Below are 25,749 nucleotides of genomic sequence, written 5' to 3' on the forward strand. Positions count from 1 at the left end.
CCTCCTCCGCATCTTTGCCTCGCTTCAGACCACCGTACCGATGGCAAGCGCCTTGAAGTCTTCCGTCTGCTTGCGGATCGCCACCTCGGCAGGCAGGCGCTCCATGGAGCTTGCGCCATAAAAACCATTGCAGCTTGGGCAATGATCCAGGATGTAGCGTGCATCTTCCGGCATCGAAATCGGGCCCCCGTGGCAAAGCACGATGACGTCCTTCCGTACTGAGCGTGCGGCCGCCGCTATCGCGTCGATCTCCCTCACGCAGTCGTCAAGCGACATCGCGGAAGTGGCGCCGATCGCGCCGCCCGTGGTAACGCCCATATGCGCGACGACGATGTCTGCACCCGCCTTCGTCATCGCGATCGCCTCTTCCTCATTGAAGACATAGGGTGTCGTCAGCAGGTCCAGCCGGTGGGCCTCGGCGATCATGTCCACCTCAAGACCGTAGCCCATGCCGGTCTCCTCGAAGCTCCGCCGCATCCGTCCGTCGAAGAGTCCAATGGTCGGGAAATTCTGTACGCCGGAAAAGCCCATGGCCTTCAGTTCCGCGAGAAACTGCGGCATGAAAACGAATGGGTCAGTGCCGTTGACGCCTGCGAGTACCGGTGTCGCCTTCACGACCGGAAGCACCTCCAGGGCCATTTCCTTCACGATCTCATTGGCATTTCCATAGGCGAGCAGCCCGGCCGCCGAACCACGGCCCGCCATTCGGTAGCGGCCGGAGTTATAGATGATGATGAGGTCGATGCCGCCCGCCTCCTCGGCCTTGGCCGAAATCCCCGTGCCGGCCCCACCTCCGACGATCGGCTTGCCGGCGGCGATCATGCCGTGGAACTGTTCAAGAATGGTCTTGCGGGGGATTATTGGCATCGGTGTCTCTTTCAGGAGTTGGCGATATCTCGGTAGGCGGCGACTGCGGCCTCGGCGAACTGCGGATCGTTGATGTGGAGCGGAAGCCGTTCGATGCGGCGCGCGTCGATTCTTTCGACGGTGGTTTCCAGTGCCTCGAAGAGCGCCGCATCCGCGGCAGGATCGAAGAAGGCGCCGCCCTCGATATCGAGCGCCGACACGCCTCTCTCCGGAATCAGGAACCGGAGCGGGCCTTTGCAGAGGTTCAGCTTTGCGCCAATCCACCTTCCGATCGCGGCGCACTCCTCCGCCGACGTGCGCAGGAGCGTGACGTTCGGATTGTGGCGGTATAAGAGCCGGCCGGCATAACGCTCCGGCACCGTCTCGGGCGCCCAGAAGTTCACCATATCCAACGCCCCGACGGAGCCGACATAGGGCAATTCGGTGCGCACAATTGCGCCGAAACGATCCTCCGTCGCCGGGAGAACGCCGCCGAAGAGGAAATCGCAGACCTCCGTCGTCGTGATGTCGAGCACGCCGGAAAGAAGTCCGCTGTCTGCAAGCTTCTCCATCGTGCGTCCGCCGGTGCCCGTGGCGTGGAAGACCATGCAGTCATGGTCGGCCTTCAGTCGTTCGACGATGGCAGTCACACAGGGCGTCGTCACGCCGAACATGGTAAGGCCGAGAGCGGGCTTCGAGGCCGTTTCCTTCACCGGCCCCTTCGCCATAGCGGTGATCGCCTCGGCGGCGTTTTTCAGGATCATGCGGCTTAGGCGGTTGAGCCCAACCATGTCGGTGACCGACGGCATCATGATGATGTCGGAGACGTCGACATAAGGCGCCGTGTCGCCGGAGGCGAGCGTCGACACCATGACCTTCGGTAGCCCGAGCGGCAGCCTACGCATGCCGGCGGTGATGATCGACGTCCCGCCGCCACCACCGATGCCCACCACGCCGGCGACGTCTTCGCGTTCGGGAAGGAACCGCGCGAAGGCCTCGCCCATCGCGGCGACCGCTGTTCCCCGGTCGTCGCCGGAAAGCACCGCGGCGGCACCGTCCGGATGCGCGGCGGCCACGGTCTCGGCGGAGATGTCGACCGTAATCGTGGGACGACGCGTACCGACATCGACGCGGAAGGGTCGGCCGCCTGCCGCCTCGATCTGGGCCGCAAGATAAGCGAGTTCCTCCCCTTTCGTGTCGGCCGTGCCGACGACGTAGATGCGTTTCATCTCTCCTCCCTGGCGGCTCTGGCCCTCCTCTGCCTTGAAAAGCCGCCTCATGCCCGCCGGTTTGCCGGCTCTTGCAAAATTATGAGATGTGCGTATCGTAAAGACATGGATGTCTCACGTCAACCGAGCGAATCCTCCGCACGCGCCGAACGCGGTCCCCGAGCCCGCACGCGCAAACTCATGTTGGAAACCGCCACACGGCTGATGCAGTCCGGTATCACCCCCTCGGTGAGCGAGGTCGCGGAAGCCGCCGAAGTCTCGCGCGCCACGGCCTACCGCTACTTTCCGAGCCAGGCGGCGTTGGTTCATGCGGTGGTGGACGAGGCGCTCGGCCCGATCCTCGATTGGCGCTCCGAAGCACCCAATGCGCTCACCCGCGTTGCCGATCTGCTGGCCACGGCCATGCCGCGCATCGACGAATTCGAGGCGACCTTCAAGGCTGCTCTCAAGCTTTCGCTTGACCAGTGGGCACAGCGCCAGGCCGGCACACTTGGCAACGAACCCCAACTCACGCGCGGCCACCGCGTCGAACTTCTGCGACAGGTCACCGTGCCACTCGAGGGCAGGGTGTCCGCCGAGGCCCGCGAGCAGCTCGCTCAGGCGCTCTCGCTGGTTTTCGGTGTCGAGGTGCTGGTTGTGCTCAAGGATATTTGGGGCCTCTCGGCCGAACGCGCGCAATCCGTTGCAGAATGGGCGGCGGCGGCCTTGGTCGAGGCGGCGATTCGGGAGGCGCAAACCACGAGATGATATCCCGCACGTCGGCCCAACGGAAACTGGTATAGCCAATTTGATTAAAATGCGTGTATGGCGCTCGCGGACAGGTCTTCCGGAAGTGAACTGCCGGTAAGCATGTTAAGTTAACTTCCGTAGGATCGCGGCCTTGCGAGCGGTGATCTCAGGCAAAAGACAACGAGACTGGGACCTTGACGCTCGCTGACTTTGGTAATACCAGATTGGTACTGCGGCCCGTCGGCGCTTGAGATCTGACACAAGGCACAAGGGTCGAGGAGGACCCGCCCGCAGAAGCGCCAATCAGGAGGATTTGACAAACGGACCGCCGCGGTAAGGCGGGTGGCGTGTACAAAAAGGGGAGGAAATATTATGCGCAAGACAGTGGCCGGTCTGATGGCCGGTATCGGTTTCATGTTTGCCTGCGGAACACCCGCGCAGTCGCAAGAACTGACGATTTTCTGGGCCGAATGGGACCCGGCAAACTATCTCCAGGAGCTTGTAAACGAATACGAGGCCGAGACCGGCGTGAAGGTCACGGTCGAAACGACCCCTTGGGCGGACTTTCAGACGAAGGCCTTTACCGAATTCAACGCCAAGGGCTCGGCCTACGACATGGTCGTCGGCGACTCACAGTGGATCGGCGCCGCATCGGAGGCCGGCCACTACGTCGACCTCACCGAGTTCTTCAACAAGCACAAGCTAAGCGAGGTGATGGCTCCTGCCACGGTGAAATACTACTCGGAGTATCCTGCGAACTCCGGCAAGTACTGGTCGATCCCGGCCGAGGGCGACGCGGTCGGCTGGTCCTACCGCAAGGACTGGTTCGAGGACCCGAAGGAGATGGAAGCCTTCAAGGCAAAGTATGGCTATGACCTCGCTCCGCCGAAGGATTGGAAGCAGTTGCGCGACATCGCCGAGTTCTTCCATCGTCCGGACCAGAAGCGCTACGGCATCGCGATCTACACCGACAACTCCTATGACGGTCTGGTAATGGGTGTAGAGAACGCCATCTTCTCTTTCGGCGGAGAACTCGGCGACTACAGCACCTACAAGGTCGACGGGATCATCAACTCGGAGAAGAACGTCAAGGCCCTGGAAACCTACCGCGAGCTTTACGGTTTCACCCCTCCTGGCTGGGCCAAGTCCTTCTTCGTCGAGAACAACCAGGCGATTACCGAAAACCTGGCCGCGATGAGCATGAACTACTTCGCCTTCTTCCCGGCGCTGGTCAATGAAGCATCGAACCCGAACGCGAAGGTCACCGGCTTCTTTGCCAACCCGGCCGGCCCGGATGGCGACCAGTATGCCGCTCTCGGCGGCCAGGGCATTTCCATCGTCTCCTATTCCGAGAACAAGGAAGAGGCGATGAAATTCCTCGAGTGGTTCATCAAGGACGAGACGCAGAAGCGCTGGGCCGAACTCGGCGGTTACACGGCGAGCGCCAAGGTCCTGGAGTCGGAAGAGTTCCAGAACGCGACGCCCTACAACAAGGCCTTCTACGAGACCATGTTCAAGGTGAAGGACTTCTGGGCAACGCCCGAATATGCCGAGCTGCTGATCCAGATGAACCAACGCATCTACCCTTATGTCACGGCCGGCCAGGGCACGGCAAAGGAAGCGCTCGACGCTCTCGCCAAGGACTGGAACGCGACCTTCAAGAAGTACGGCCGCCACTAACGGGTAAGACATCGCGGGAGGGGGCCGGCTCCCTCCCCATTTCTTCATCTCTGCACGGAATGGTGCTGGCGCCGGACGCGGGGTCGCGGTCAGGAAATGCGCAACAGGATGGCGCAAGTGCGCCCGACGTTGGGCTCTCGGAGGAGGAGCACATTGGCCACCGTGGTTATGACATCGTTGGATTCGAAGTCGCGCGCTGCTTCGCGGGGGTTGAGCGACATCAAAATTCGCAATCTTTTCATTATTCCGACGATCCTGTTCCTGATCGTCTTCAATATCTTCCCGTTGATCTACTCGCTCGGCTATTCTTTCACCGACTTTCGTGCTTCGACGAACGCGCCGGCCACCTTCGTCGGCCTGCAGAACTACCGGGAACTGCTGAACGACCCCTTCATCTGGGCGAACTTTGCCATTACGGCGAAATACGTGATCGTGTCGGTTACCGGTCAGGTTGTCGTCGGTTTCGGCACGGCGATGCTGCTCAACCGTGAGATTCCGTACAAGGGTCTGATCACGACACTGCTTCTGCTGCCGATGATGCTGTCGATGGCGGTGGTCGGGCTCTTCTGGAAGCTGCTCTACGATCCATCCTTCGGCATCATCAACTACGCTCTCGGCCTCGGCTCTTTCGAGTGGCTGGCGAATCCCGACATGGCACTCTACGCTGTCGCCATCACCGATATCTGGATGTGGTCACCCTTCGTGATGCTGCTCTCGCTCGCCGGTCTCTCGGCCGTACCGAGGCACCTTTACGAGGCGGCGGCCATCGATCGCGCGGGACCGTTCTATACCTTCTTTCGCATCACCCTGCCGCTCGTGGCACCGATACTCATGATCGCCATCATCTTCCGCACGATGGAGGCTTTCAAGACTTTCGACCTCGCCTACATCCTGACGAGCCAGCCGACCACGGAAGTGATCTCGATCCGCCTCTATAAGATGGCGTTTCAGGAATGGCAGACCGGGCGGTCCTGCGCACTCGCCTACATCGTGCTGATCATGGTGCTCGCGATCACCAACATCTACGTCAAATATCTCAACAGGGTGAAGGAGCGCTGAGATGGCGGCCGTCCAAACTCGCTCCGAGCGCGCGCTGAACCGGGTGGCGATCGCCGCCGTACTCGTAATCACGCTGCTCTTCCTCGCACCGATCTACTGGATCACGTCCACGGCCTTCAAACCGCGCAACCTCGCGACGACCATCCCACCGACGGTCATATTCGAGCCGGAGATCTCGCCCTTCGTGAAACTCTTCACCAAGCGCTCTCAGTTGCGGACAGCACCGGAGCCGGAAGACTATGCCGCCGCTCCCTGGTGGGAACGGCTGGTCTTCGACGGGGGTGAAAAGGTCGTGCGCTCGGGACGCGGCGAGGTACAGTTATCCGGCTATCCCAACCGCTTCATGAATTCGCTGATTGTCGCGATCACCTCTACGGTGCTCGCCGTTGGCATGGGTACCTTCACGGCCTACGGTTTCTCGCGCTTCAAAATGAAGGGCGAAGCGGACCTGTTGTTCTTCATTTTATCGACACGCATGCTGCCGCCCGTGGTCGTAGCAATCCCCATGTTCCTAATGTACCGGGCGGTCGGATTAAACGACACCCACTGGGGTCTTATCATCCTCTACACCGCCTTCAATCTCTCCTTCTCGGTCTGGCTGATGAAAGGCTTCATCGACGAGATTCCGAAGGAATACGAGGAAGCGGCACTCGTCGACGGCTACACGCGCCTGGAAGCCTTCTTCAAGATCGTGCTGCCAGAGGCGGCCACGGGCATCGCCGCGACCGCCGTCTTTTGCTTCATCACGGCGTGGAACGAGTATGCTTTCGCGCTGATCATGACGAACCGGCGCGCGCAAACGGCGCCACCCTTTATCCCAAGTCAGGTCGGCTCTGGCCTTCCGGATTGGACCGTCATTGCCGCAGGTACCTTCCTGTTCCTGCTACCGGTCGCCATCTTCACCTTCCTGCTCAGGAACCATCTCCTGCGCGGCATGAGTTTCGGAGCGATCCGCAAATGACGTTTCGTGCCATAAACCAGAAGTTTCTCGAGCCGGGCTCACAGCTCCTGATGATATTCGGCATCATCGCGCTGTGCCAGCCATGGAACCTGTTCCTTCATCGCTACGGACTGACGATGACTTTAGTCGGGCTGATTGCCTTCATGATCACGTCGAAGGTCCCGCCGGAACAGAAAACTGACGAGAGCAGGAACCCATGACGCAGATTGAACTACGCGGCATTGAGAAGCACTTTGGTGCCGTTCAGGTCATCAAGAACCTCAATCTCGCCATCGCCGACAACGAGTTCATTGTTCTGCTCGGCCAGTCCGGCTGCGGCAAAACGACGACCCTGCGCGCGATCGCCGGGCTCGAAACGATCGACGAAGGCGACATCCTCATCGACGGTCAGCCGGTACAGAACATCAAGGCGTCGCACCGGGACATCGCCTTTGTGTTCCAGTCCTTCTCGCTCTACCCGCACATGACGGTCTTCGAGAATATCGCCTTCCCGCTTCGCGCCACGCGCGGCAACCGTGCGGATATCGAGCGCGAGGTTCAGGCGGTTGCAAAAACGCTGCAGATCACGCACCTGCTCGCAAAAAGGCCCTCCGCTCTTTCGGGCGGCGACATGCAGCGCGTGGCGATCGGCCGGGCACTCGTCCGGCGTCCCAAGGCGATGCTCATGGATGAGCCGATCGGCGCGCTCGACGCGAAGCTCCGGGAAGAGATGCGCGCCGAGATCAAGCGGCTTCACATCAAACAGGGCTCGACTACGATCTACGTGACCCATGACCAGGTCGAAGCCATGTCCCTCGCCGACCGCATTGTCGTCATGCATGAAGGTGTGCTGCAGCAAGTCGGGAGCCCCCATGAGGTCTATGCTCGTCCTGCCAACATGTTCGTCGCGCAATTCGTCGGGAGCCCGGTCATGAACATGGCTGAGGTGACGGTTTCCGAGGACGCCGGGCATGCGCGCGTACTGATCCGAGGTGCTCCAGCCGCCTTCGATTTTCCGTCCAGTCTAACGGCCCAGCTCGCGGCCGCCGGGGCCGAAAACGGCAACCTCACCCTCGGCGTGCGACCTGAAGGGGTTCTCGTCTCGCGAGAAGCACGTGAGGGCTTCGTGCCCGTCGAGGCCCATATCATCGAACCGCTCGGCTCGCATGACATCATAGACCTGCAGGTTGGCGAGAAGATGCTGCGCGCAAGGACGAAAAGTGGCTTCGTACCTAGACCCGGCGAGGCCGTCTGGGTTCGGATAAATCCGGCTCAGGCGCATTTCTTCGACAGCTCGACCGGCACATCTTTCGGGATCAGGCTCTGATGGCGCATATCGAACTCAAAGGCATCACCAAGACCTTCGGAAGCCACACTGCCCTGAAGGATCTCAGTTTCGAAATTGCCGACGGAGAGTTTTTCGTGCTGCTCGGCGAGACGGGCGCCGGCAAGACGACGACTCTCAGGCTGATTGCCGGGCTAGAGAAGCCGACCGGCGGACAGATCTTCATCGATGGTGAGGACGTCGCCGACTGGGGCGCCGCCGAACGCGACGTGGCGCTTGTGCTGCAGCAATATTCGCTCTACCCCCGCTATACGGTGCGTGAGAACCTCGAATTCCCACTCAAACCTCGCATCCGGCGGGTCGAACCGGCCGAGATCAAGGAGCGTGTCGCCCGCGCCGCGAGGACGCTCCGCATCGAGCATTTGCTCGACCGCAAGACGGACCGCCTATCCGGTGGCGAGATGCAGCGCGTTTCCATCGGTCGGGCCATCGTGCGCAAGCCGCGCGTCTTTCTGATGGACGAGCCTCTTTCCGCCCTCGACGCCAAACTGCGGGAGGCGCTGCGCACCGAGCTCAAGAACCTCCAGATGAATCTCGGGGCAACCTTCCTCTTCGTCACCCACGATCAGATCGAGGCCATGTCGATGGGCGACAAGATCGGCGTACTCAACAACGGCCAGCTCGTTCAGACCGGCACGCCGCAGGAGATCTACCGCAATCCAGTCAACACTTTCGTTGCACGCGCCGTCGGCTCGCCGCCGATGAACCTGATCTCGGGGAGGCTTGCGGGCAGCGAGGCTGTCGCGGACGAAGGCTATCGCTTGCCTTATGGCGCGGCGCTCGGCATTGCGGTTGACGGGCGGCCCCTCACCTTCGGCATCCGCCCTGAGGATCTCTTCCTCGAAAGCGGCGCACCCGGCGAAGCCCGCGTCCACGATGTCGAGAATCATGGCGTCGAGAAGATCGTCACGCTTCGCACAGGCAACCACTTCTTGCAGGCGACGGTGCCGGCTCAGACCGACCTCGAGATCGAGCAGTCTGTTCGCTTCTCCTGGAACCCGGAAAAGGTCGTGCTGTTCGACGGCGGAAGCGGAGTGAGCCTGCGCCACTCTGGCTGAGTCCCGATCGACAACGGCCAGCTGGCCACAAATGAGCGATTGCGGCAGAAGAGCCCCGCCATCCAGAGGGGGCGAAGTCGCCATGCCTTACGCCGGGAACCGTCGCCTATAGTGTTCGACAACCTCAGGGTTGCGGAGATTGGTGGGCAGCCTGCCTTTCAGGACGCGGATTGCTTCGGCCGCAGCTCCCGTTCCCATGCGCATCATGCTTTCCTCGGTGATGCCGGCGAGATGAGGCGTCACGATCACATTGTCGAGCCGGAAGTAAGGATGCTCAAGCGGCAGGGGCTGTGTAGAGAACACGTCGAGGGCCGCGCCGCCGATACGGCCCGCTTCCAGCGCCTCGATCAACGCTGCATCGTCCACGACGAGGCCGCGCGACACGTTTACCAGGAGCGCGTCCGGCTTCGTGCGCGCTATTCGCTCGCGGCTCATAAGGCCGGTCGTCTCGGGTGTAAGCGGACAGCAGAGAACGACGATGTCCGCGATGGAAACCAGGTCGTCGACCGAGAGAAAGCGCACACCGTCCGGCAGGCTTTCCGGCGAGCGGCTGTTGGCAACGATCTCCAGCCCAAACCCGTACTTCGCGATCCGGAAGACCGCCTTTCCCACATTGCCCATGCCGATGATGCCCATGGTGCGTCCGGCGAGGTCGAGTGCTCGGTCCGAGTGAGTTCGCCCAGCACTCCAACCCCTGCTTCTGAGATCGCGGTCCATAGGACGGAACTGGCGCAGCAACGCAAGCGTCACCATGAACACGTGCTCCGCAACAGTCGGCGCATTGACGGCCGGCACGTTGGCGATAAGCACGCCGGCCGCCGTGGCCGCGTCATAGGGAATCATGTCGAGCCCCGCGCCATGCCGGACTGCCGCACGCAGGGCCGGTACGTTTCCGAAGAAGGCGGGCGGAATCGGCGCGCGCACGATGACAATCTCCGCACCCTCGCCTTCACGAAGCAACGTCTCGGGATCGGCGGCGGACGCGACGCGGAGATCACCCGCCGCTTTCAGCATGGCCTCGGCGTCGCGGTGCAGGGGATGGGTCGAGAAAATGAAACTCATCGGCCTCCTCATTGCCGACCGGGGACTACTCCGCGGCTGTCGCAGGCCCGCCGATGAGGCCCTTCCAGTAGCTTTCCGCGCCCTGCAGATGCGCATTCATCAATGCTTGGGCGAGATTGCCGTCGCGTGCGAGCAGCGCCTCGTAGATACGGATGTGCTCCTCGTGCGAGCGGCGGCTGCGGGCGATATCCGCGAAGTAGATGGGTAGCCGCTGCTCGCCCATCGTGTAGTAAACGCTGCAGACGCGGTAGAACACGCTATTCTTCGTCGCCCGCACTATCTCCAGATGAAAATCCCTGTCCTCGCGCGCGAGGCCCTCGCCTGCAGCGATCCTCGCCTCGGAAGCGGCGAGAATCTCGCGCAGGCGTTCGTAGTTCTCCTCCGTCGCCCGCGCGCAGGCGAGTTCCGCCGCCTTGATCTCGTGGATCTTGCGGAGCTCCACCGTTTCGTAGATCACGATCGGGTCCAGTGGCACGCCGGCACGCGCAAAGAGTGCTATCGCCTCGACGCTCGCCTCCGTCGTCGTCAGATAAATGCCCGACTTCGCCCGGCGCTCGACAATGCGCATGGCTTCCAGGATTGCCAGAGCCTCCCGGAGCTGCCCCCGGCTAACGGCGAAGTGCTCGGCGAGCTCTCGCTCCGATGGCGTTCGCCCATTGCTGCTCGAAGTCGTAAATAGATGGGCCGCCAGATCGGAAAGCAGATTGTTTTCTTTCATGGTTACAGTCTTTGCGCATGAGTCTCCAGGACGCGTTCGTTTATCGTAAATCCCAGGCCGGGTTTATCAGGAATTTCTATCATCCCGTCTCTCACAGCCAGGGTCTCCTCGACGAGGTCGTGGATCATCGGGTTCGCGCCAACCGAGTATTCGATGACAAAGCTTGCCGGGGAAGCCGCGCAGATGTGCAGGCCCGAGAAGAAACATGGGGCGCCGGCCCACAAATGCGGGGCGAAACGGAGGTTGAAGGCACTGGCGATCGCACCAATGCGCATGGCTTCCGTAATGCCGCCGCAGAAGGCCGGATCGGGCTGGAAAATATCGGCCGAGCGCAGCACCGCAAGGTCGCGGAAGGCGAAACGCGTGGCCTCGCTCTCGCCGGCTGCGATCGGCACCTTTCCAGCGGCGCGCACTTCCGCCATGCCGGCCTTGTCGTCTGCGATCACCGGCTCCTCGAACCAGGCGAGATCGCAATCCTGGACGAGCTGGATGAAACGTTTCGCGTCGGCAACCGTATAGGTGCCATGCGCATCGACCATGAGATCCACCGAGGGGCCTAGCGCCTTGCGGGCAGCACGCACGCGGGCGGCCGAGACATGCGGCGCGCGGTCCATTGCGCCGACCCTCATCTTGACCGCCTTGAAACCGCCAGCGGCAATGTAGGACTGCAGCTGGCTGCCGATCTTTTCGGCACTCTCCCACCCGCCGGAAGCATAAGCAGGCAATCGGTCCGCCTTGCGCCCGCCGAGAAGCTTCCATACCGGCACGCCCAGCGATTTGCCAAGAATGTCCCACAATGCGATGTCGACCGCACTGATCGCGGCAATGGAGAGGCCCCGGCGCGAGAGTTCCGGCATCGCATGACCCGACATCGCCGCCGTTTCGTGGCGCACGCCGTTGTAGAGCATCTCCCAGATTGCGGAGATATCGCCGGCGTCGCGGCCGACGAGCCTCGGCCGCACCTCATGGTTGAGCATGTGCACGAGCGCGCCGTAAGTACCCGCGCTGCCCGCAGCATTCTTGCCCTCACCCCACCCCACGATCCCGTCATCTGTTTCTATGCGCAGGATCGCCGCGTCGAAGGTTGTCACGCGACCGAAATCGCTGCGATGCTGCCGACTCGCTTCGATGGGTATGCGAACCCACCAGGCTTGGACGGTCTTGATACGCATTTCGCCTCCCCAACCTCGCGGCGCGCCGGCCGCAGGGCATGCGCGGGACCGGCCCTCACTTGATCAGCGGCAGGATGGTCTCGGCGGTGATCCGCATCTGATCGTCGTAGAACTTCTCGGTCAGCAGGCTCGATCCGTGGTCCTGGATGAACTTGAGCTGCTCCGGCGGTATATCGACCGGGCTGCGCTCGACCATGTCGGGATATTTCGCCGCCGGCGTGCGGTCGACCGGAGCGACGAACTCATTGGTGAGAGCGCCGCCGTAGCCGATCTCTTTCAGAGTGGCGACGATCTTCGGCCAGTCGAGATGACCGAGGCCTGCCGCAAAGCGGTTATTGTCCGCCACGTGGAAATCGAAAAGCCGCTTTCCGGTGAGCCTGATCGCCTCGTACATGTCCTCCTCCTCGATGTTGAGGTGAAAGGCATCGAGGCAGACACCACAATCCGGATGCACCGCATCGGCGAGCGCGAGCGCCTGGGCGGCGCGGTTGAAGAAATATGTCTCGAAACGGTTGAGTGGCTCGATCGCCAGCCGGACGCCCTTTTTCTGGGCGTGGGCGAAGCATTCCTTGGTCGCATCGACGACCCACTTCCACTCCTCTTCCTCGGTACCGTCCGGAACGACCTTGCCGACGGTCGCCGGTACAAGGGTGAGGATCTCGCCTTCGAGTTCACTCACCATGGTGATGACGCTCTTCACGTAGTCCACGGATTTTGCGCGCTGGCCCTCATCCTTGGCCGCGAGGTTGCGCTCGCCGAGTGTCAACGTCACCGCGCCCCAGCAGCGAATGCCGTGTTCCTTGAGGAGTGCGCGAGTGCCATTGATGTCGTACTGGGCCGGCTCGCCCGAAATCTCGATGCTCTCGTAGCCGTACTTCTTGATGCGGTTCAGCGTAACGGCGAGAGGCTCCGCCCGCATCCAATTGTGCGTCGAAAGGTGCATTCATGTCCTCCCAAATCGTCGCTGCCCCCGCACCGACGGGAAATGCGGGACCTTTTTTCTTTACGGCCCCATCTGGTTTGGCCAATTTCTCCCCTTAAGAAGGTCTATCGCAAATTAACGTCACCCGCAAGCCATCCACAAAGCCCGACCTAACGCCACGTTTTCCTCGTTTCTCCGGATTCTTGGCGCATTTCGGTCGATCGCCACCTCTTGGAAATTACCTGTCGGCTTGACCAAGTCTGCACATTTGGTATGACCAGACTGGCTGCACTCGAAAAACTGGAGGGGATGATGAAGGTCGGCATGTGCATGTTTCTCTGGACCACGAGCGTCGGGCGGAAACATGAGGCGCTACTCCGGGACATCAAGGCGACGGGATTCGACGGCGTCGAGATTCCGATCTTCGAAGGCGCACCGGACGATTACCGGCGGCTCGGCGCGCTGCTCGACGTCATTGGACTGGAGCGCACTGCCGTCTCCGCGATGAGCGACCCTTCCATGAACCTGATCTCGTCTGATCCAGCGGCACGCAAGCGCGGCATCGCTTATATGCAATGGGCTATCGACTGCGCATCCGCGCTCGGTGCGGACACATTGAGCGGACCGCTACACTCTACGCTCGGCCATTTCTCCGGCACCGGGCCGACCGCTGCGGAACTGAAGCGGTCCATCTCCTCGCAGCGCACGATCGGCGATCATGCCGTTGAGCGCGGCGTCACCGTTGCGCTCGAGGCGCTGAACCGCTTCGAATGTTATCTCTTTAACACGATGGACGACCTTGCCGGCCATATTGATGCAATTGGGCATCCGAATATTCGGGCCATGTACGATACGTTCCACGCCAATATCGAAGAAGCCGACCCCATCGGAGCCTTCACCCGTAACAAGGACCGCATCGTACATGTCCACATCTCGGAGAACGACCGCGGCGTGCCGGGCCGGGGGAACATCCCCTGGACCGAGACCTTCAAGGCGATCCGCGCAAGCGGCTATGACCAATGGCTGACGATCGAAGCCTTCGGCCGTGCACTAAAGGAGCTTGCGGCTGCAACGAAGGTCTGGCGCGACTTTTCCGAGACGCCCGAGGCCGTCTATCGCGATGGATACCGTCACATCCGCGAGGGATGGCAAGGAGTTGCGTAGTGCGAAAAGTAAAGTCGCGTCTGCGGCGCTCGAACATCGGCCATGCCTCCGCCTCGCTCGTCGAGCCCTTCGCCTCCAGCGCCAGCAGATCGCGGCAATCCGCAACTTCAGTCGCTCGTCCGCGACGCCAGTCTCCCGCCAAACTATCGCCGGCATCCCCGACCGCGAGAAAACTGTCATCTGTCTATCCGCTTTCGGGCAACCTGCGCCCCGGCAGCTTCTCCTTCACCCGGGTGCATTGAAAAGAGGTAAGGCGCATGACGGGGCCGGCCTCTGCTCGAAATCACAGAGGCTAACTGTGAAGCGCCTCCCTGACAGCTTCGTACAGTCTCCGCGCCTGATCGCAGCCCGACCGAGGAAGGGTCTCCATTCCACCCTCTCGCGACCTGTAAGGAACGTGGAAGATCGACCCAAGGCGACGTCCACGCTTACGTCTGTGAACAGCAGCACTGCGCCAACAGCGGACATTCCTGCACACAGATCGCCCGCATGACGGCAACGACGACTCGGGGCCGCTTAGAGCCGCCGTTGCCGCCCCTTCCTTATGAGGTCATCAAATCGATGACCCGCATGATCGCGACCGCACTGCTCGCGTTCTGGGTGCCTTCTGTTGTATCGGCGTTAGCGCAGGTCCAAACGTCACCCTTCTTGACTGTGAATTTCTTTCCGTTCTGAATGACTGAAAGTTCTCCCTCAGTCATGTGGCAGAGCATGTCGTTCTTCATCACGTTGTCCGGCGTCTTCGCGCCGGGTTGGATAACAACATCGCGCAGCTTGACCATTTTATAAGCCGGTATGACGGAAGCCCGCTCACCAAGCGCAACAACTCTGACACCGGGACCGACCTCCTCACCCTCATCCGGGCCGTAGGTCTGGGCGGCTGCTGGTGTCACCCAAGCGATCAGAGGTGTGGCGGCCATTGTAAGACCGAGCGCGAGTGTGGATCTACGATTGACGGCTTCCATTGCTTCCTCCCTAGCCAATTTGTTCCGGAAAAAAGTATGCAACCAATCAGTGTTGAGCCGCTTCCACTAAGAGTCAACGGGAACATCCGATTTGGACTGTCTCGCCCACGCTCGTGGGCGAGAGGCTCCGAGAGATCGACAAACCGCTGGGGTCCTCGTGCGAGGCGCGTTCGCACCGGCCGGGCGTCGACTTCGATTGATGTCCGGTCTTGGCCCCGAACGCGACGTTAGAGTAGTCGATTAGCAATAACTGCTCCTGGCGCTCTTTGCTCGTTTCGATGGGCGAGTTGAACGGAAAAGTTCCACCCGACCGAGACGATCGGAAGCCGGCAACATGCCGCCAGTCCGGGATGTCGATTCCGATCCTCGCCTTGAAAGGATTCGAACCGAAGACCAGTCGTCAGTCTCGTGTGTGTGGGCAGATGGTTGGTCATGTCGGCATCTCCGCAGTCCCTCGCAATGCCATTCTCCATGCACGTTCTGCGATAGCCGCCCCTCCCCTGGCTATCGCCGTTCCAGTTGTGTTTTAGGAGCGTCACGGTGGCATTGCTGCGCGCTTTTGGACGCACGCGCACTGCATAGTCGCCGTTCTCGAGCGAACTACTCGGCCAGCCGCGCAACTGTTCCGCACCGATGCAGCCGCTCTCTGCCTCGCGGCGCCCGCCGCAAAGAAGCAGTACCGCATTGAAGCGCCGCCGGGGGCAGTGAGAATGCTGGGGCCCCGAAATTCCCACTTGTATGGCGTGGATTGGGCACACGAGGAACTAGCTGCGGCCGTCGGCTCGGGCGGGCGGGCGACGCAGAAACTGCACACAGGCGACAAGGATGACTGCGAGGATGTGTATTGACGCTGCTTTCAAGCCGTTCAATCCGAAGTTCAGGAAACAAAGCACGCGATTTTGAGAACGTCGGTGTCGTTCTCCCAGGCCACATCGGCGCCGACGGGAACGAAGACGCCATAACCCGGGCCACAGCTAAAGGTCCTGCCATGGGCCTGACGCAGCCTTGCTGCTCCGGAAATAAAGCGCATCAATTCATGCTTTGCATGTGAGGCAGACCGACGCCGATAGGGCGTGGACGACCATAGCATGAGGGTTAGCCGGCCGTCGGTGCGTTGATAAAGGATCTTACTCTTGCACTCTGGAGTGTCGGTGAGCAGCACATCGTTGCCCGGAGATCGGCTAGGAGATAGCTCGAGCTCAGGATCAATTTTGATTGCTGTCGGAACACCAGATTCGCTTTCAAGCAACCACAGAAACTCCTTCGCGAAGGATTCATGATAGATCCAACGATGAGCTGTGCCCGCAGAGATGAAAGCCGTGTCGCCGGCCTGGACCGAAATCGTACCTCCGTCTGCGAGCTCAATCGTCGCCCGCCCCTGCTGTACTGTCAGAAGCTCGTCTTTCCACTCACTCTTCATCTGCGTCGACGCTGGGCAAAACAGGGACGAGCCCACGACTATGCCAGCGTCAAGATCTTCGTACAGGATTTCGCGTTGCTCAATTGGTGGGCTTGGCTCTCGCAATCCTCTCGTTGCGCGGTGCGCCACGCTAATGCCGTGGCCGGTCCAGTCCAGTTCGACGACCTCGCTTGAGTGGTTCATGTTGCCTCCACTAGTGTTGTGATTGTAGAGCTCGGACAATCCTCTGACATCAAGCCTTGCGATCTTGGTACCAGTCGGTGAACCGATACCAGGTATATGCAGCTGCAAGAGCAGCCGGGCGGGCGGTCGGGATCAGGAACCGTGCTGGTAGCCCCGCCATCGGCAGCGGTGCGCTCACGCGCTGGCGTTCGCCGATTGCTTTTGCGACAAGCTTGCCGGCGTAAGGTGCGGTCGCAACACCATTCGCCTGGTAGCCGAGCGCATAATAAACGCTGGGTTCTTCTTCGAACTGGCCGAGTGAAGGCGTGAGTTTTTGCGACAACGCGACCACCCCCCTCCAGAAATAGTCGAACGAAACGCTTCTCAGAGTCGGAAAAATGCGTGCAAACTCCGAAGACATCCGCTGACGGATCTTCTCCATCGACTGAACGTTACCTGATACATCCCCGCGAGCGCCGAAGAGGATTCGGCGGTCAGGGAGCAATCTGTAATAGTACACCAACGTTCGCGTGTTGATGATTGGCGACTCTGAAAGCCAATTCTGCCCTGCAAGCTCCTCTCTAGAGAGCGGACGCGTGACAAGGATGTTCGATATCGCCGGAAGTATCCGCCCTGCGATGGAGGGATGAAGGCGATCGCTGGTATATCCGTTCGTTGCGACGATCACTCGATCAGCCAGAACGGTTCCGCCAGCGGTGACCAAACGATGCCGCGACCCTTCGCGCTCCCATTTCACGACGGGGCTTGAGGAGTAGAGTTCCGCGCCGCGCCGCTCGGCCGCGCCAGCAATGCCTAGGCAGTAAGATAACGGATGAAGGGCGTGCCCGACATCCATGTGAAGTCCACCGAATGCTTCAGTTCCGTTATGAACCGTGGAGCGAAACTCGTCTGCTTCGAGAATCCGGCACGGGACCTGGAAGTGGTTCTGTAGCCTGTCGGCGTAGTCCCGCAGTTTAGGCATGCGATTTGGGTGATGCGCGACTGTGTACCAGCCTCGACCTTGGGGCTTAATGTCAAAGCCCTCCTCCTCAGCCAAGGCCTTCGGCAACTTGGACGCCTCGACGGAGGCTGCGAAGAAGCGCTTTGTCTCCTCTAGTCCAAACCGCCGCACCAGTTGCGCTACACTGAGCTTGCTCGCGGGAATATTGACAAACCCGCCGTTTCTTCCGGATGCGCCCCACCCTATCGAACCGGCGTCCAGTACAACGGCCCCGATACCATAGTCTCTCGCTAGATGTAGCGCTGCGGACGAGCCGGTGAAGCCTCCTCCAATGATCGCCACCTCGGTGCTGACCGTCGATTGCAAGATGCGCTCCGCGGGCCGAGTGACGGTGGCCTCCCAATAAGACGGTTCTCGCTCGTCGAAGCGGTAGAGCGACTTGTCCAGTATCGTTTCAGTCATGGCTATGTCCTAAGCGTGGCGCGAGTGCCAAACAATTAATCCAAACCTTACAGAAAACATATAAGCTTTGCGAGTTGAGTCAACACGACTGCCCTTAAATTGTGCAATCCGCAGGAAAACTCCGTGATGAGTTGAGGCTCTGCTGTGAGAGCCGCATGGACCACGGAACCAAAGCAGAATTTGCATTCGGTCAGGCGTTCGAAAAAACGAGTTGAATGTTCGAAAAATTTAACATAGCGTCGCGAAGCTGGCTCGCTGCACAACAAAAACACAAGGGAAACGGCTGCCAGCAAAGTTACACCAGTGATGGGATTGCCGTGTGCACGCGAATTCCGCGATGCGACCGGGGCGCGAAGCTATGAGCTTTCAGTCAGCGCTCTCAGGAGAAATTAGAGGAGAAACGCAATGAGCTTCGTCAAAACGGCCGAGCAGGTTAAAGAAATCGAAGACCTGATGGCACGAGGTCAATTTACAACCGAATCCGTAACTGTGGAATTCACCACCACGAAGGAATTCGTCCGCTCGGTGCTGGCGCCCTGCTTCGAGCCGGCGGACGAACCGATCGCCTATGCCAACGTTTCCCGCTGGCAGAGCGCCCTTTGCGGGGAATTTGACTGCGGCATCATTTACCTGAAGTGCAAGTACGGAGAGCATGAAGGCACGACGATGCTGACGCTCTTCGTCAGCGGTGACTCACCGGTGACGATCGGCCGGGAGCTCTGGGGAGAGGGGAAAAAGCTGGGGACCGCTCAGCTTTATTTCGATGGTCAGCAGGCATACGGCTACTCGGAGCGCAACGGTGTTCGTCTTATCGAGATCAACGCCGAATTTGGTCCGGATCTGGGACCAACGAAATCCAATAACTCACTCGACTTCGAACTGAAAGCGCAGCCACATCCGTCTGGACGAGGCTTCCAGAACGGCGTGAATCTCGTGTGCCTGCAGATTGAGGAAGACTACAGGGTCACGCGCGAAGGCACCGCCACTCTGAAACTTGCAGGCAGCCCGTTTGACCCGCTCGATACGATTCCGGTCGTTTCGGTTGGCAAGGCATACTATGCGGAAGGCGCTTCCTGCTGGACCGTGCCATTTGTGCACGAGCTGGAAAATCCAGACGCCTACAAGCCGTTTATCTTCGGCCAGAAATACGACGATTTCCGTCTTTTCCCGAAGGCTGCGCGCTTCAAGTAAAGCGAGCCTTGGCAGCTATCTGAATTTTGATCAGCGAGCGGCTTTCCCTTGGGGATCGCCGCGAGCGCCTTGGCGTGCCGACCGCGGCATGATCGCGTCCAGGCACTGCTGAACGATCGCGCTGAGGAGGACGCGAAAATGAAAAATGTCAAACTTGACACCGGAGCAGATCAGTGGCGCGCGCTTGCCCTGTGCTTCTCAGTAACGCTGGCGATCTTTATCCCTTACGTCGGCTACGCCACTCAGATCCCCGCGATGATGCAGGATCTCGGCATGACTTACACTATGGTTGGAACTCTGGCGTCAGCCTCAGCCTTGGCGGGGGGGATAGTGGTGGCCTTTGCCGGTGTGTTGGTTGACCGGTGGGGGGCAAAGAACGTCACCGTTCTCGGTCTCGCAATCAACGTACTTGGCCAGATCGCGTTTGCCTACGCGCCGACATACGAGACGATGCTTCTTGCCCGCCTTCTTCAGGGGGCCGGCATCCCTCTGTTGTTCCTTGGCCCCTACACGCTTGCCATGCGCTGGGCGGAGAGTTCCGACCGGCTCGGCATCTTCATGGGCACCATGTTGGCCACGGACGGCATTGGGACGGTCGCAGCGCTTTACGGTTATGCGATCATTCTCCAAGACTACGGCTGGCGTAGCGGATCATTGATTGGCGCGGCGATTCTCGTGTTCGCAACCGTCGTCGCTTTTGCAATGCTGAAAGAGCCTCCCGATTATCGGCAGTCTAACGTGACGCGAGCTGCGTCGTTTGCCGAGACAATGGCCAACTATGTTGGCGTAGTCAGCCATCGAAACGTTATCATTGCTGCGCTGTTTTTGACCGGCGTATGGGGCACCTACTCCATCGCCATTTACTGGGTGCCCACGATCCTCATGGAAGAAAACGGCTGGACAGAGCAGGCATCCGGTATCGTCGGTTCGCTTTACCCGTTGGTCGGTATGATCTGCGCAGTCGGTTTTGGCCTGATCTCCGATCGTGTCGGTCGTCGAAAGCCGCTGATCTTGATCTCGGGCATAGGAATGACCGCCTCTTTTGTGGGCGCAGCTTTCGCACTTTGGTCGCAGCAGTACTGGCTGCTCGCAACGATGCTTCCGATTTCGGGCCTGTTCGCATACGGCGGCCTCCCATTGGCATACTGCCTCGCGGCTGACTCCGTCGGCGTCGCGCTCGCGGCAACTGCCAATGGTTTCATCATGGGTGTCGGCTTCATCGTCGGCGGGGTCCTCTACCCTCTCGTTCTCGGTTACGTGAAGGACGCCACATCGCTGTACACGGTTGGCTTCATCGCCGCGGCCGCATCACTGATCCTTCTGAACGTTGCCGCTGTTCTGGCTGCCAGGGACGCGAAGACCTCAAGCGCCGAGACGGCCAACGCGATCGCATAATCATCAACCTTCCCAAGCGGAAATGGCGCAGGCCAAAAGAAGAAATCCAGGGAGCTGGATTTCGAAAGGAGCATACATGTCACTTCACCAAGAGTTTGACCGACTTTCTGGGACGCTTTACGTCGACGGCACATATCTCAAGAGCCAGTCCTCTGAACGAATTTCGGTCATCGATCCCGCAACCGAAGACCGACTTGCTGAAATCGCGAACGCGGCGGAAACCGAAGTTGAGAACGTTCTCGATATAGCAAATATTGCCCGCAAGCGGTGGCTCTCGATCGATCCCCGCACTCGCGCCACGATGCTCCACGAGGTAGCTGCTCGAATTCGACGCGACAAGGCGATCTATGGCTACTTCATGACGCGGGAGGTAGGTAAGCCGTTCAAGGAGTCCGTGGACGAAACATCGTGGTGCGCAACGGCAATTGACTATTATGCGGAACTCGGCCGAAACGAGGTGGGTCGGATTGCAGGAGCTACCGTTCCCGGCCAGTTTCACTTCTCGATTAAGGAACCGCTCGGCACGGTCGTTATCATCCTTCCCTTCAATTTTCCGCTGGTTCTCCTGTGCTGGGAACTTGCGGCTGCTCTTGCCGCTGGGAACTCGGTAATAATCAAGCCGCATGAGCAGACCAGCATCACAACGCTCAAGTTCATGGAGGTCTTCGCGGACCTACCGAAGGGCTTGGTCCAGGTTGTTACTGGCGGTCCACGCGTTGCCCAACATCTCGTGAAAAGCAAGAAGACGCACTGCATCGCCTATACCGGTTCGGTACCGATTGCGCAGGAAATCATGAAGGTGTGTGCGGAAACCTTCAAGCCCGCACTGATCGAAGCCTCGGGCAACGACCCCTTCATTGTCATGCCGTCGGCTCCGATGGATGTTGCCGTTCGAGCCGCTGCCTTTGCCGCCTATCTCAACTGCGGTCAGGTTTGCACTTCCGCCGAACGTTTCTACGTGCATGACAGCATTCACGACGAGTTCGTTGAACAACTGGTTGCCGAAACAAAGAAGTTGCGCATCGGCAACGGGCTTGAGAACGTCGACATCGGCCCTATGGCAACCGTCCGTCAAAGGGATCGCTTCGAGGCGCTTCTTTCGCGTGCGCGACAAGAAGGCGCAAAGTTCGCGACTGGAGGCGGTCGCCCTTCAGGTCTTAATCATGGCTGGTTCATCGAACCGGCTGTTTTGACGGATGTTTCACCTGACGCCGAGATCATGAACGGCGAATCCTTCGGTCCTGCCGCCCCGATCTGCAGGGTTAAAAGCTTTGATGAAGCTCTTGAACTGGCAAACCGCTCGGAATTTGGCCTCGGCGCAAACCTCTATTCCCGCGATATGGGCGAGATGATGCGAGCGGTCAACGAGGTGGATTCGGGGATTCTTTGGATCAACGCTCCTGTTCTCGACAACGACGCATTGCCGTTTGGCGGACGTAAGCTCTCCGGTATTGGTCGCCAGCTGGGCCCTGAGGGCCTCGCCCAGTTCCAGTCATCAAAGTTCGTGATGATCGACCCGGCTGCCGCGCCCCAGGATTTCTGGTGGTTTCCCTACAGTGAGGAAGAGTCATACGAGCACGCCAAAGCGAAGTAATCCGCAGCGCACGGCCAGCCGTTACCGGCTGGCCGTGTCCAAGCAAGAGGGGATAAGAAAATGAATGGTACTTCTTCCGAACTGGCTGAGGAGCTCCGTCAGGAGACGGTTATGCCAGCCACCGCGAATAAGGTCGGCGTCGCTAGCGTGGTCGTACTCGGCTTGTCGGGTCAACAAATCATTCCGTCAGCACTCATCGGCGCTGCGTACTTACCGTTGGAAAGCGGAAACGGAGCTTGGTTGTCGATGCTCTTGGCTATGTGCGCGACTCTCTGCGTCATGGCTGCCGTCAATATTTTTGCACGCCGGTACGTCGTAACCGGTTCGATGATGTCATATGTCGGCCTGGCTTTTGGTCGCCGGTTGGAAAGGCTCGTCGCCGCGTCATATCTCCTGGGATTCCTGATCGCGTGCGGTGCCGTGACCGCAAGCACAGTCATGTTCACGAGCAGTTTCCTGCAGAGCATTGGCTTCGAACCCGCGAACGCCGGTTGGTTTCAGTCGCTTTCAGCCATCGCAATAGCCGGCTTGGCAGGTGCCTGCGCCTGGCGCGGGCTTGACGCATCGATTTCGCTGACTGCCTGGCTTGCTTTCCTGTCGCTCCCGCTGGTTCTTGCAGCGACTATAGGAGCGGCGGCGAACACCGGGCTTGACCTTCATTCCCAGTTCGTACTTGCCGATACGGATTGGCACAGCGTTATCCGCGGTGCAATCGTCGGGCTCGCCTATTTTGTCGGCATCGACGCGCTTGCATCGCTCGCTGCGGAAACGAGAAATCCGAAGAAAAATGTGCCCATCATCTTGAACAGCGTACTGCTTATAACTGGCGTCGCATATGTGGGCATGCTCTTCGTCTGCACGCCGATCATAAACGCACACGTTGCTGAGTTAAACGAGGGCATTTCTCCCACTGCGATCATCACTCAGGTTGCCGGAATGCCCTACCTCCAGAAACCAATCGATCTTCTGCTGATTGGCGCAACCTTCGCAAGCCTCGTCGCCTTCATCAACTACGGCAGCCGCGTTTTCGCGACAGCAGCGCAAAACAAGTTCCTGCCGGAAATATTCTCGAGAATCCATCCGCGGTTCGGCTCCCCAACGGGCGCGACAGTGTTGATGGCGGCGCCTGCCGCAGGCATTCCGGTCGCCCTCCAATACCTGGCCTCGTCTCCCCCGCTCCAATCCACTGCCTACCTATCGACACTCTACTCTTTGTTCTGGGTCGGGCCGTACATCATTCTTTGCGTCGGTGCGGTCAAGGAGGTGTTCAAGGAAACCAACCGCTCGCCACTTCAGATTGCTGTCGTGTTGGTCGGAATGATCGTTTTCTTTTGCTTGTTCGTCGATAGCTTCATGACCGGAGCCGAGGGCGTAATGCAATGGCTCCCCTACATCATGATCGGCCTCGTGTTTGCTGGTTACATCGTTTTCAACATCAACGAAGCTTTCGCCTCACCGCAAAAGCCCAAGAAGTAAAGGAAGTGTACCATGGGTTATGTTTGGACATCTGAGCAGATCGCCCAGTACCGCAGGTACTATGATGACATCAGAACACATCACACCTACACATATGTCAGGTTTCGGACAACAGAGAGGTTTGTCCGAAGCGTTCTGCCGCCATGCTTGGCGCCTGCTGATGAGCCCATCGTCACAATCGGCTTCATGTCTTTCATGGAATGGATCGAAGGTGTCTCGAACCGTGCGGGACGTGATCGCGCGATGATCATTGGCGTCAACGCCAGACACGGCGTGATTGAAGGAAGCTACTATCTCACGGTTCTCGAGACGGAAGAGGTCAACATCGTCACCGGACGCGAGTTCTGGGGAATGCCGAAAAAGCTCGGCACCGTCGATTTTTTTGATGACGGTGAGGAGTTTCACGGCTTTGCTTCCAGAAAGGACTTCCGTCTCGTCGAGTTAACGGCAAGCCTGGGTGATCAACTTCCGACCACGGCGGAAGATGAGAAGGAATTTTACTTCGACCTACGGGGATATTTCGGCGTCAATGCATCAGACGTAACCCGACCCCAGCTCGTTGTTTTTGAGAATTCGACTGCAACCAAGCGGCTGCGAACGATCACCGATGCGAAATTGAAGCTGACTGGATCCCCTTGGGATCCCGGCGTATCGACCATACCGCTCGAGGGTTTCATCGACGGCGGGCATCTGGGCGGCGAAACATCCTACATTATCAAAGATGTGGTTGAACTCGAAAACGATGGCAATGACTACACACCTTACCTGATGGGTCGCTTGTACGACGACTGGCCGGACGTCCGTTCACGGAGATAGTCCGGTTGACGCGGACGTCGACGATGGCTAGTCGACGTCCGCAGATTGACGGCCGCGAGATGCGCCGCGGCGGTGACGCCGGATCGGACCCGCCAGCAGCGGCCGAGCCACGGCGCGTGCACCCACAACATTCCAGGCAGCGACGGCGACGATCGCCAGCAGCACCGGGGGCAGATCGTCGACCCGCCTCAAATGCTGTGCCATTCCTTGAGCCTTTCGTCTTCGTCCCAGTCGAGATCGTAGACCAGCGGATCCTTGTCCCGCCGGGTCGAACAGTAAGGCGCTCTCACCTCAGCCATTGCAGCTTCGGAGCGTGCGAGCACAGGGTCAGCGAACTCGGCGGGCCGGGATCCGAGACATTTGCCCCTCCCCGTCCCCCGCCGCTTCGCCCGTCTCGACAGCCGGCTCGGAAGCAACGCCCTCAGCAGTGGGGCTCGCGTCAGTCTCCCCCGTGACCCTGCTCTTAAACCGCGCACACTGCGCAGACCCTCGGGACTGATCGGGACATTAATGAACTATCGACAACCGTCTCCCGTAAGGTATCCCTCCGGCGGGGACCGCCTTGCGAAGTTGCGCGTCTCCCGTGAGTCTGCGCTCTTAAGAGTGGACTTAAGAGCGCACTGAGCAATTCATGGGACATGCAGTTTTGCTGACGGGACCAGAGCGGCGTCGGCGATGGTCGTTGGAAGATCGCGCGCAGATACTGGCGGAGGCTTTCGCGCCAGGCGCGGTGGTTTCTGAAGTTGCACGCCGCTTCGAGGTTTCGACTGGCCTGATCTACACATGGCGCCGGCAAGCTTTGGTCCAAGAGGCCGAGCCCGCCTTTGCGCCAGCCAAGCTGGTTGGCTCTGCCAGCAGTGATGCGGTCGAACTGGCCATGGCAGTGGACTTCCCGAACGGCGTGAAGGTGAGAATTGGCTCAGCGGCGCCATGCGACCTGGCAGCCGCGATCATGCGAGCGCTCAAATGATCCCGATCAGTTCCGGGGTGCGGGTGTGGATCGCGAGCGGTCACTGCGACATGCGCAAGGGCATGCAGGGTCTGGCGCTGCTGGTGCAGGAGGGCCTCGGTCGCGATCCGTTTAAGGGCGACGTCTTCGTCTTTCGCGGTCGTAGCGGCCGACTGATAAAAGCCCTTTGGCATGATGGGATCGGCCTATCATTGTATGCGAAACGGCTCGAGCGCGGCCGCTTCATCTGGCCGGCGACGGAGAGTGGCGCGATCGCGCTGACCGCCGGTCAGATGTCCTATTTGCTGGAGGGGATTGATTGGCGAAATCCGCAGCAGACCTGGCGGCCGACCAGCGCCGGGTGAGCCGTCCGGAGCCGAATATTCCGGGACAAGTTCTTTGAAACGCTAGGCAAATCAGGGCTTCTGTGATTC

Annotated in this window: 26 protein-coding genes; 15 read left to right on the plus strand and 11 right to left on the minus strand. The window is 59.8% G+C overall.

All coding sequences use genetic code 11. From position 1 onward, the window contains the following. Window positions 1–24 precede the first annotated feature (24 nt). Both USDA257_RS08335 and USDA257_RS08340 read right to left on the minus strand, forming a co-directional pair. Entirely contained in the window at window positions 25–867 is an 843-nt protein-coding gene (locus tag USDA257_RS08335) for a phosphoenolpyruvate hydrolase family protein (RefSeq protein ID WP_014762481.1), read from the minus strand. An 11-nt stretch (window positions 868–878) separates the two neighbouring features. Beyond that, the gene (locus tag USDA257_RS08340; protein WP_041415037.1) at window positions 879–2,075 is read right to left on the minus strand and encodes a Tm-1-like ATP-binding domain-containing protein; all 1,197 of its coding nucleotides are present in this window, start codon (window positions 2,073–2,075) and stop codon (window positions 879–881) included. A 105-nt stretch (window positions 2,076–2,180) separates the two neighbouring features. Between USDA257_RS08340 and USDA257_RS08345 the strand changes: the two genes are divergently transcribed. The 7 genes from USDA257_RS08345 to USDA257_RS08375 all read left to right on the plus strand — a co-directional run bounded on the left by USDA257_RS08345 (window position 2,181) and on the right by USDA257_RS08375 (window position 8,886). Next, entirely contained in the window at window positions 2,181–2,822 is a 642-nt protein-coding gene (locus tag USDA257_RS08345; protein WP_041414007.1) for a TetR/AcrR family transcriptional regulator, read from the plus strand. Between the two features lie 354 nt (window positions 2,823–3,176). Continuing rightward, window positions 3,177–4,484, plus strand: coding sequence for an ABC transporter substrate-binding protein (locus USDA257_RS08350; RefSeq protein WP_014762484.1), 1,308 nt, complete (start codon window positions 3,177–3,179; stop codon window positions 4,482–4,484). A 153-nt stretch (window positions 4,485–4,637) separates the two neighbouring features. After that, on the plus strand, window positions 4,638–5,543 hold the full coding sequence (locus tag USDA257_RS08355) for a carbohydrate ABC transporter permease (protein ID WP_041414008.1): 906 nt from the start codon (window positions 4,638–4,640) through the stop codon (window positions 5,541–5,543). Between the two features lies 1 nt (window position 5,544). Further along, window positions 5,545–6,504 (plus strand): carbohydrate ABC transporter permease, encoded by a 960-nt coding sequence (locus USDA257_RS08360; RefSeq protein WP_014762486.1) that lies wholly within the window; start codon window positions 5,545–5,547, stop codon window positions 6,502–6,504. Further along, the gene (locus USDA257_RS08365; RefSeq protein ID WP_014762487.1) at window positions 6,501–6,704 is read left to right on the plus strand and encodes a hypothetical protein; all 204 of its coding nucleotides are present in this window, start codon (window positions 6,501–6,503) and stop codon (window positions 6,702–6,704) included. The genes USDA257_RS08360 and USDA257_RS08365 overlap by 4 nt, the downstream gene beginning before the upstream one ends. Continuing rightward, window positions 6,701–7,810 (plus strand): ABC transporter ATP-binding protein, encoded by a 1,110-nt coding sequence (locus USDA257_RS08370; RefSeq protein ID WP_014762488.1) that lies wholly within the window; start codon window positions 6,701–6,703, stop codon window positions 7,808–7,810. The genes USDA257_RS08365 and USDA257_RS08370 overlap by 4 nt, the downstream gene beginning before the upstream one ends. Further along, complete coding sequence (locus tag USDA257_RS08375; protein WP_014762489.1) at window positions 7,810–8,886, plus strand: ABC transporter ATP-binding protein; 1,077 nt, start codon at window positions 7,810–7,812, stop codon at window positions 8,884–8,886. Before USDA257_RS08370 ends, USDA257_RS08375 begins: the two co-directional genes overlap by 1 nt. Before the next feature lie 87 nt (window positions 8,887–8,973). Here the strand turns inward: USDA257_RS08375 and USDA257_RS08380 are convergent, their stop codons facing one another. The 4 genes from USDA257_RS08380 to USDA257_RS08395 are packed head-to-tail and all read right to left on the minus strand — an operon-like array spanning window position 8,974 to window position 12,781. Next, window positions 8,974–9,948, minus strand: a complete 975-nt coding sequence (locus USDA257_RS08380; protein ID WP_014762490.1) for an NAD(P)-dependent oxidoreductase — start codon at window positions 9,946–9,948, stop codon at window positions 8,974–8,976. Between the two features lie 25 nt (window positions 9,949–9,973). Then, the gene (locus USDA257_RS08385; RefSeq protein WP_014762491.1) at window positions 9,974–10,666 is read right to left on the minus strand and encodes a FadR/GntR family transcriptional regulator; all 693 of its coding nucleotides are present in this window, start codon (window positions 10,664–10,666) and stop codon (window positions 9,974–9,976) included. 2 nt (window positions 10,667–10,668) lie between these two features. Further along, on the minus strand, window positions 10,669–11,838 hold the full coding sequence (locus tag USDA257_RS08390; protein ID WP_014762492.1) for a mandelate racemase/muconate lactonizing enzyme family protein: 1,170 nt from the start codon (window positions 11,836–11,838) through the stop codon (window positions 10,669–10,671). Window positions 11,839–11,893: 55 nt separating this feature from the next. Next, window positions 11,894–12,781 carry a sugar phosphate isomerase/epimerase family protein gene (locus USDA257_RS08395; protein WP_014762493.1) on the minus strand — a complete coding sequence of 296 codons (888 nt, stop codon included), beginning with the start codon at window positions 12,779–12,781 and terminating at the stop codon, window positions 11,894–11,896. Between the two features lie 291 nt (window positions 12,782–13,072). Between USDA257_RS08395 and USDA257_RS08400 the strand changes: the two genes are divergently transcribed. Continuing rightward, on the plus strand, window positions 13,073–13,924 hold the full coding sequence (locus USDA257_RS08400; protein WP_041415039.1) for a sugar phosphate isomerase/epimerase family protein: 852 nt from the start codon (window positions 13,073–13,075) through the stop codon (window positions 13,922–13,924). A 542-nt stretch (window positions 13,925–14,466) separates the two neighbouring features. Here the strand turns inward: USDA257_RS08400 and USDA257_RS08405 are convergent. From USDA257_RS08405 to USDA257_RS08415, 3 genes are all read right to left on the minus strand, one after another. Further along, a complete protein-coding gene (locus USDA257_RS08405) occupies window positions 14,467–14,889 on the minus strand; it encodes a hypothetical protein (RefSeq protein ID WP_014762497.1) in 423 nt (140 codons plus the stop codon). Between the two features lie 877 nt (window positions 14,890–15,766). Further along, a complete protein-coding gene (locus USDA257_RS08410; RefSeq protein ID WP_041414009.1) occupies window positions 15,767–16,492 on the minus strand; it encodes a cupin domain-containing protein in 726 nt (241 codons plus the stop codon). A 49-nt stretch (window positions 16,493–16,541) separates the two neighbouring features. Further along, complete coding sequence (locus USDA257_RS08415) at window positions 16,542–17,894, minus strand: NAD(P)/FAD-dependent oxidoreductase (RefSeq protein WP_014762500.1); 1,353 nt, start codon at window positions 17,892–17,894, stop codon at window positions 16,542–16,544. 405 nt (window positions 17,895–18,299) lie between these two features. On the opposite strand from USDA257_RS08415, the gene USDA257_RS08420 reads away from it, so the two are divergent. From USDA257_RS08420 to USDA257_RS08440, 5 genes are all read left to right on the plus strand, one after another. After that, complete coding sequence (locus USDA257_RS08420) at window positions 18,300–19,085, plus strand: acetoacetate decarboxylase family protein (protein ID WP_014762501.1); 786 nt, start codon at window positions 18,300–18,302, stop codon at window positions 19,083–19,085. A 138-nt stretch (window positions 19,086–19,223) separates the two neighbouring features. Then, window positions 19,224–20,480, plus strand: coding sequence for an MFS transporter (locus USDA257_RS08425; protein ID WP_014762502.1), 1,257 nt, complete (start codon window positions 19,224–19,226; stop codon window positions 20,478–20,480). A gap of 76 nt (window positions 20,481–20,556) precedes the next feature. Continuing rightward, a complete protein-coding gene (locus USDA257_RS08430) occupies window positions 20,557–22,074 on the plus strand; it encodes an aldehyde dehydrogenase family protein (RefSeq protein WP_014762503.1) in 1,518 nt (505 codons plus the stop codon). Window positions 22,075–22,134: 60 nt separating this feature from the next. Further along, window positions 22,135–23,550, plus strand: coding sequence for an APC family permease (locus USDA257_RS08435; protein WP_080605545.1), 1,416 nt, complete (start codon window positions 22,135–22,137; stop codon window positions 23,548–23,550). Between the two features lie 12 nt (window positions 23,551–23,562). After that, complete coding sequence (locus tag USDA257_RS08440) at window positions 23,563–24,366, plus strand: acetoacetate decarboxylase family protein (protein ID WP_014762505.1); 804 nt, start codon at window positions 23,563–23,565, stop codon at window positions 24,364–24,366. A gap of 27 nt (window positions 24,367–24,393) precedes the next feature. On the opposite strand, the gene USDA257_RS36575 is transcribed toward USDA257_RS08440, so the two are convergent. Both USDA257_RS36575 and USDA257_RS37505 read right to left on the minus strand, forming a co-directional pair. Beyond that, a complete protein-coding gene (locus USDA257_RS36575; protein ID WP_014762506.1) occupies window positions 24,394–24,570 on the minus strand; it encodes a hypothetical protein in 177 nt (58 codons plus the stop codon). Further along, window positions 24,555–24,665, minus strand: coding sequence for a DUF1612 domain-containing protein (locus tag USDA257_RS37505; protein WP_150111323.1), 111 nt, complete (start codon window positions 24,663–24,665; stop codon window positions 24,555–24,557). Before USDA257_RS37505 ends, USDA257_RS36575 begins: the two co-directional genes overlap by 16 nt. 383 nt (window positions 24,666–25,048) lie before the next feature. Here USDA257_RS37505 and USDA257_RS08445 point away from each other — a divergent pair, with 383 nt between their 5' ends. Together USDA257_RS08445 and tnpB are read left to right on the plus strand one after the other, a co-directional pair. Next, the gene (locus USDA257_RS08445) at window positions 25,049–25,336 is read left to right on the plus strand and encodes a transposase (RefSeq protein WP_196777089.1); all 288 of its coding nucleotides are present in this window, start codon (window positions 25,049–25,051) and stop codon (window positions 25,334–25,336) included. Beyond that, the gene (gene tnpB, locus USDA257_RS08450) at window positions 25,333–25,680 is read left to right on the plus strand and encodes an IS66 family insertion sequence element accessory protein TnpB (protein ID WP_041414013.1); all 348 of its coding nucleotides are present in this window, start codon (window positions 25,333–25,335) and stop codon (window positions 25,678–25,680) included. Before USDA257_RS08445 ends, tnpB begins: the two co-directional genes overlap by 4 nt. The last annotated feature ends 69 nt before the right edge of the window (window positions 25,681–25,749 follow it).

Source organism: Sinorhizobium fredii USDA 257 (assembly GCF_000265205.3).
Taxonomy (GTDB): Bacteria; Pseudomonadota; Alphaproteobacteria; order Rhizobiales; family Rhizobiaceae; genus Sinorhizobium; species Sinorhizobium fredii_B.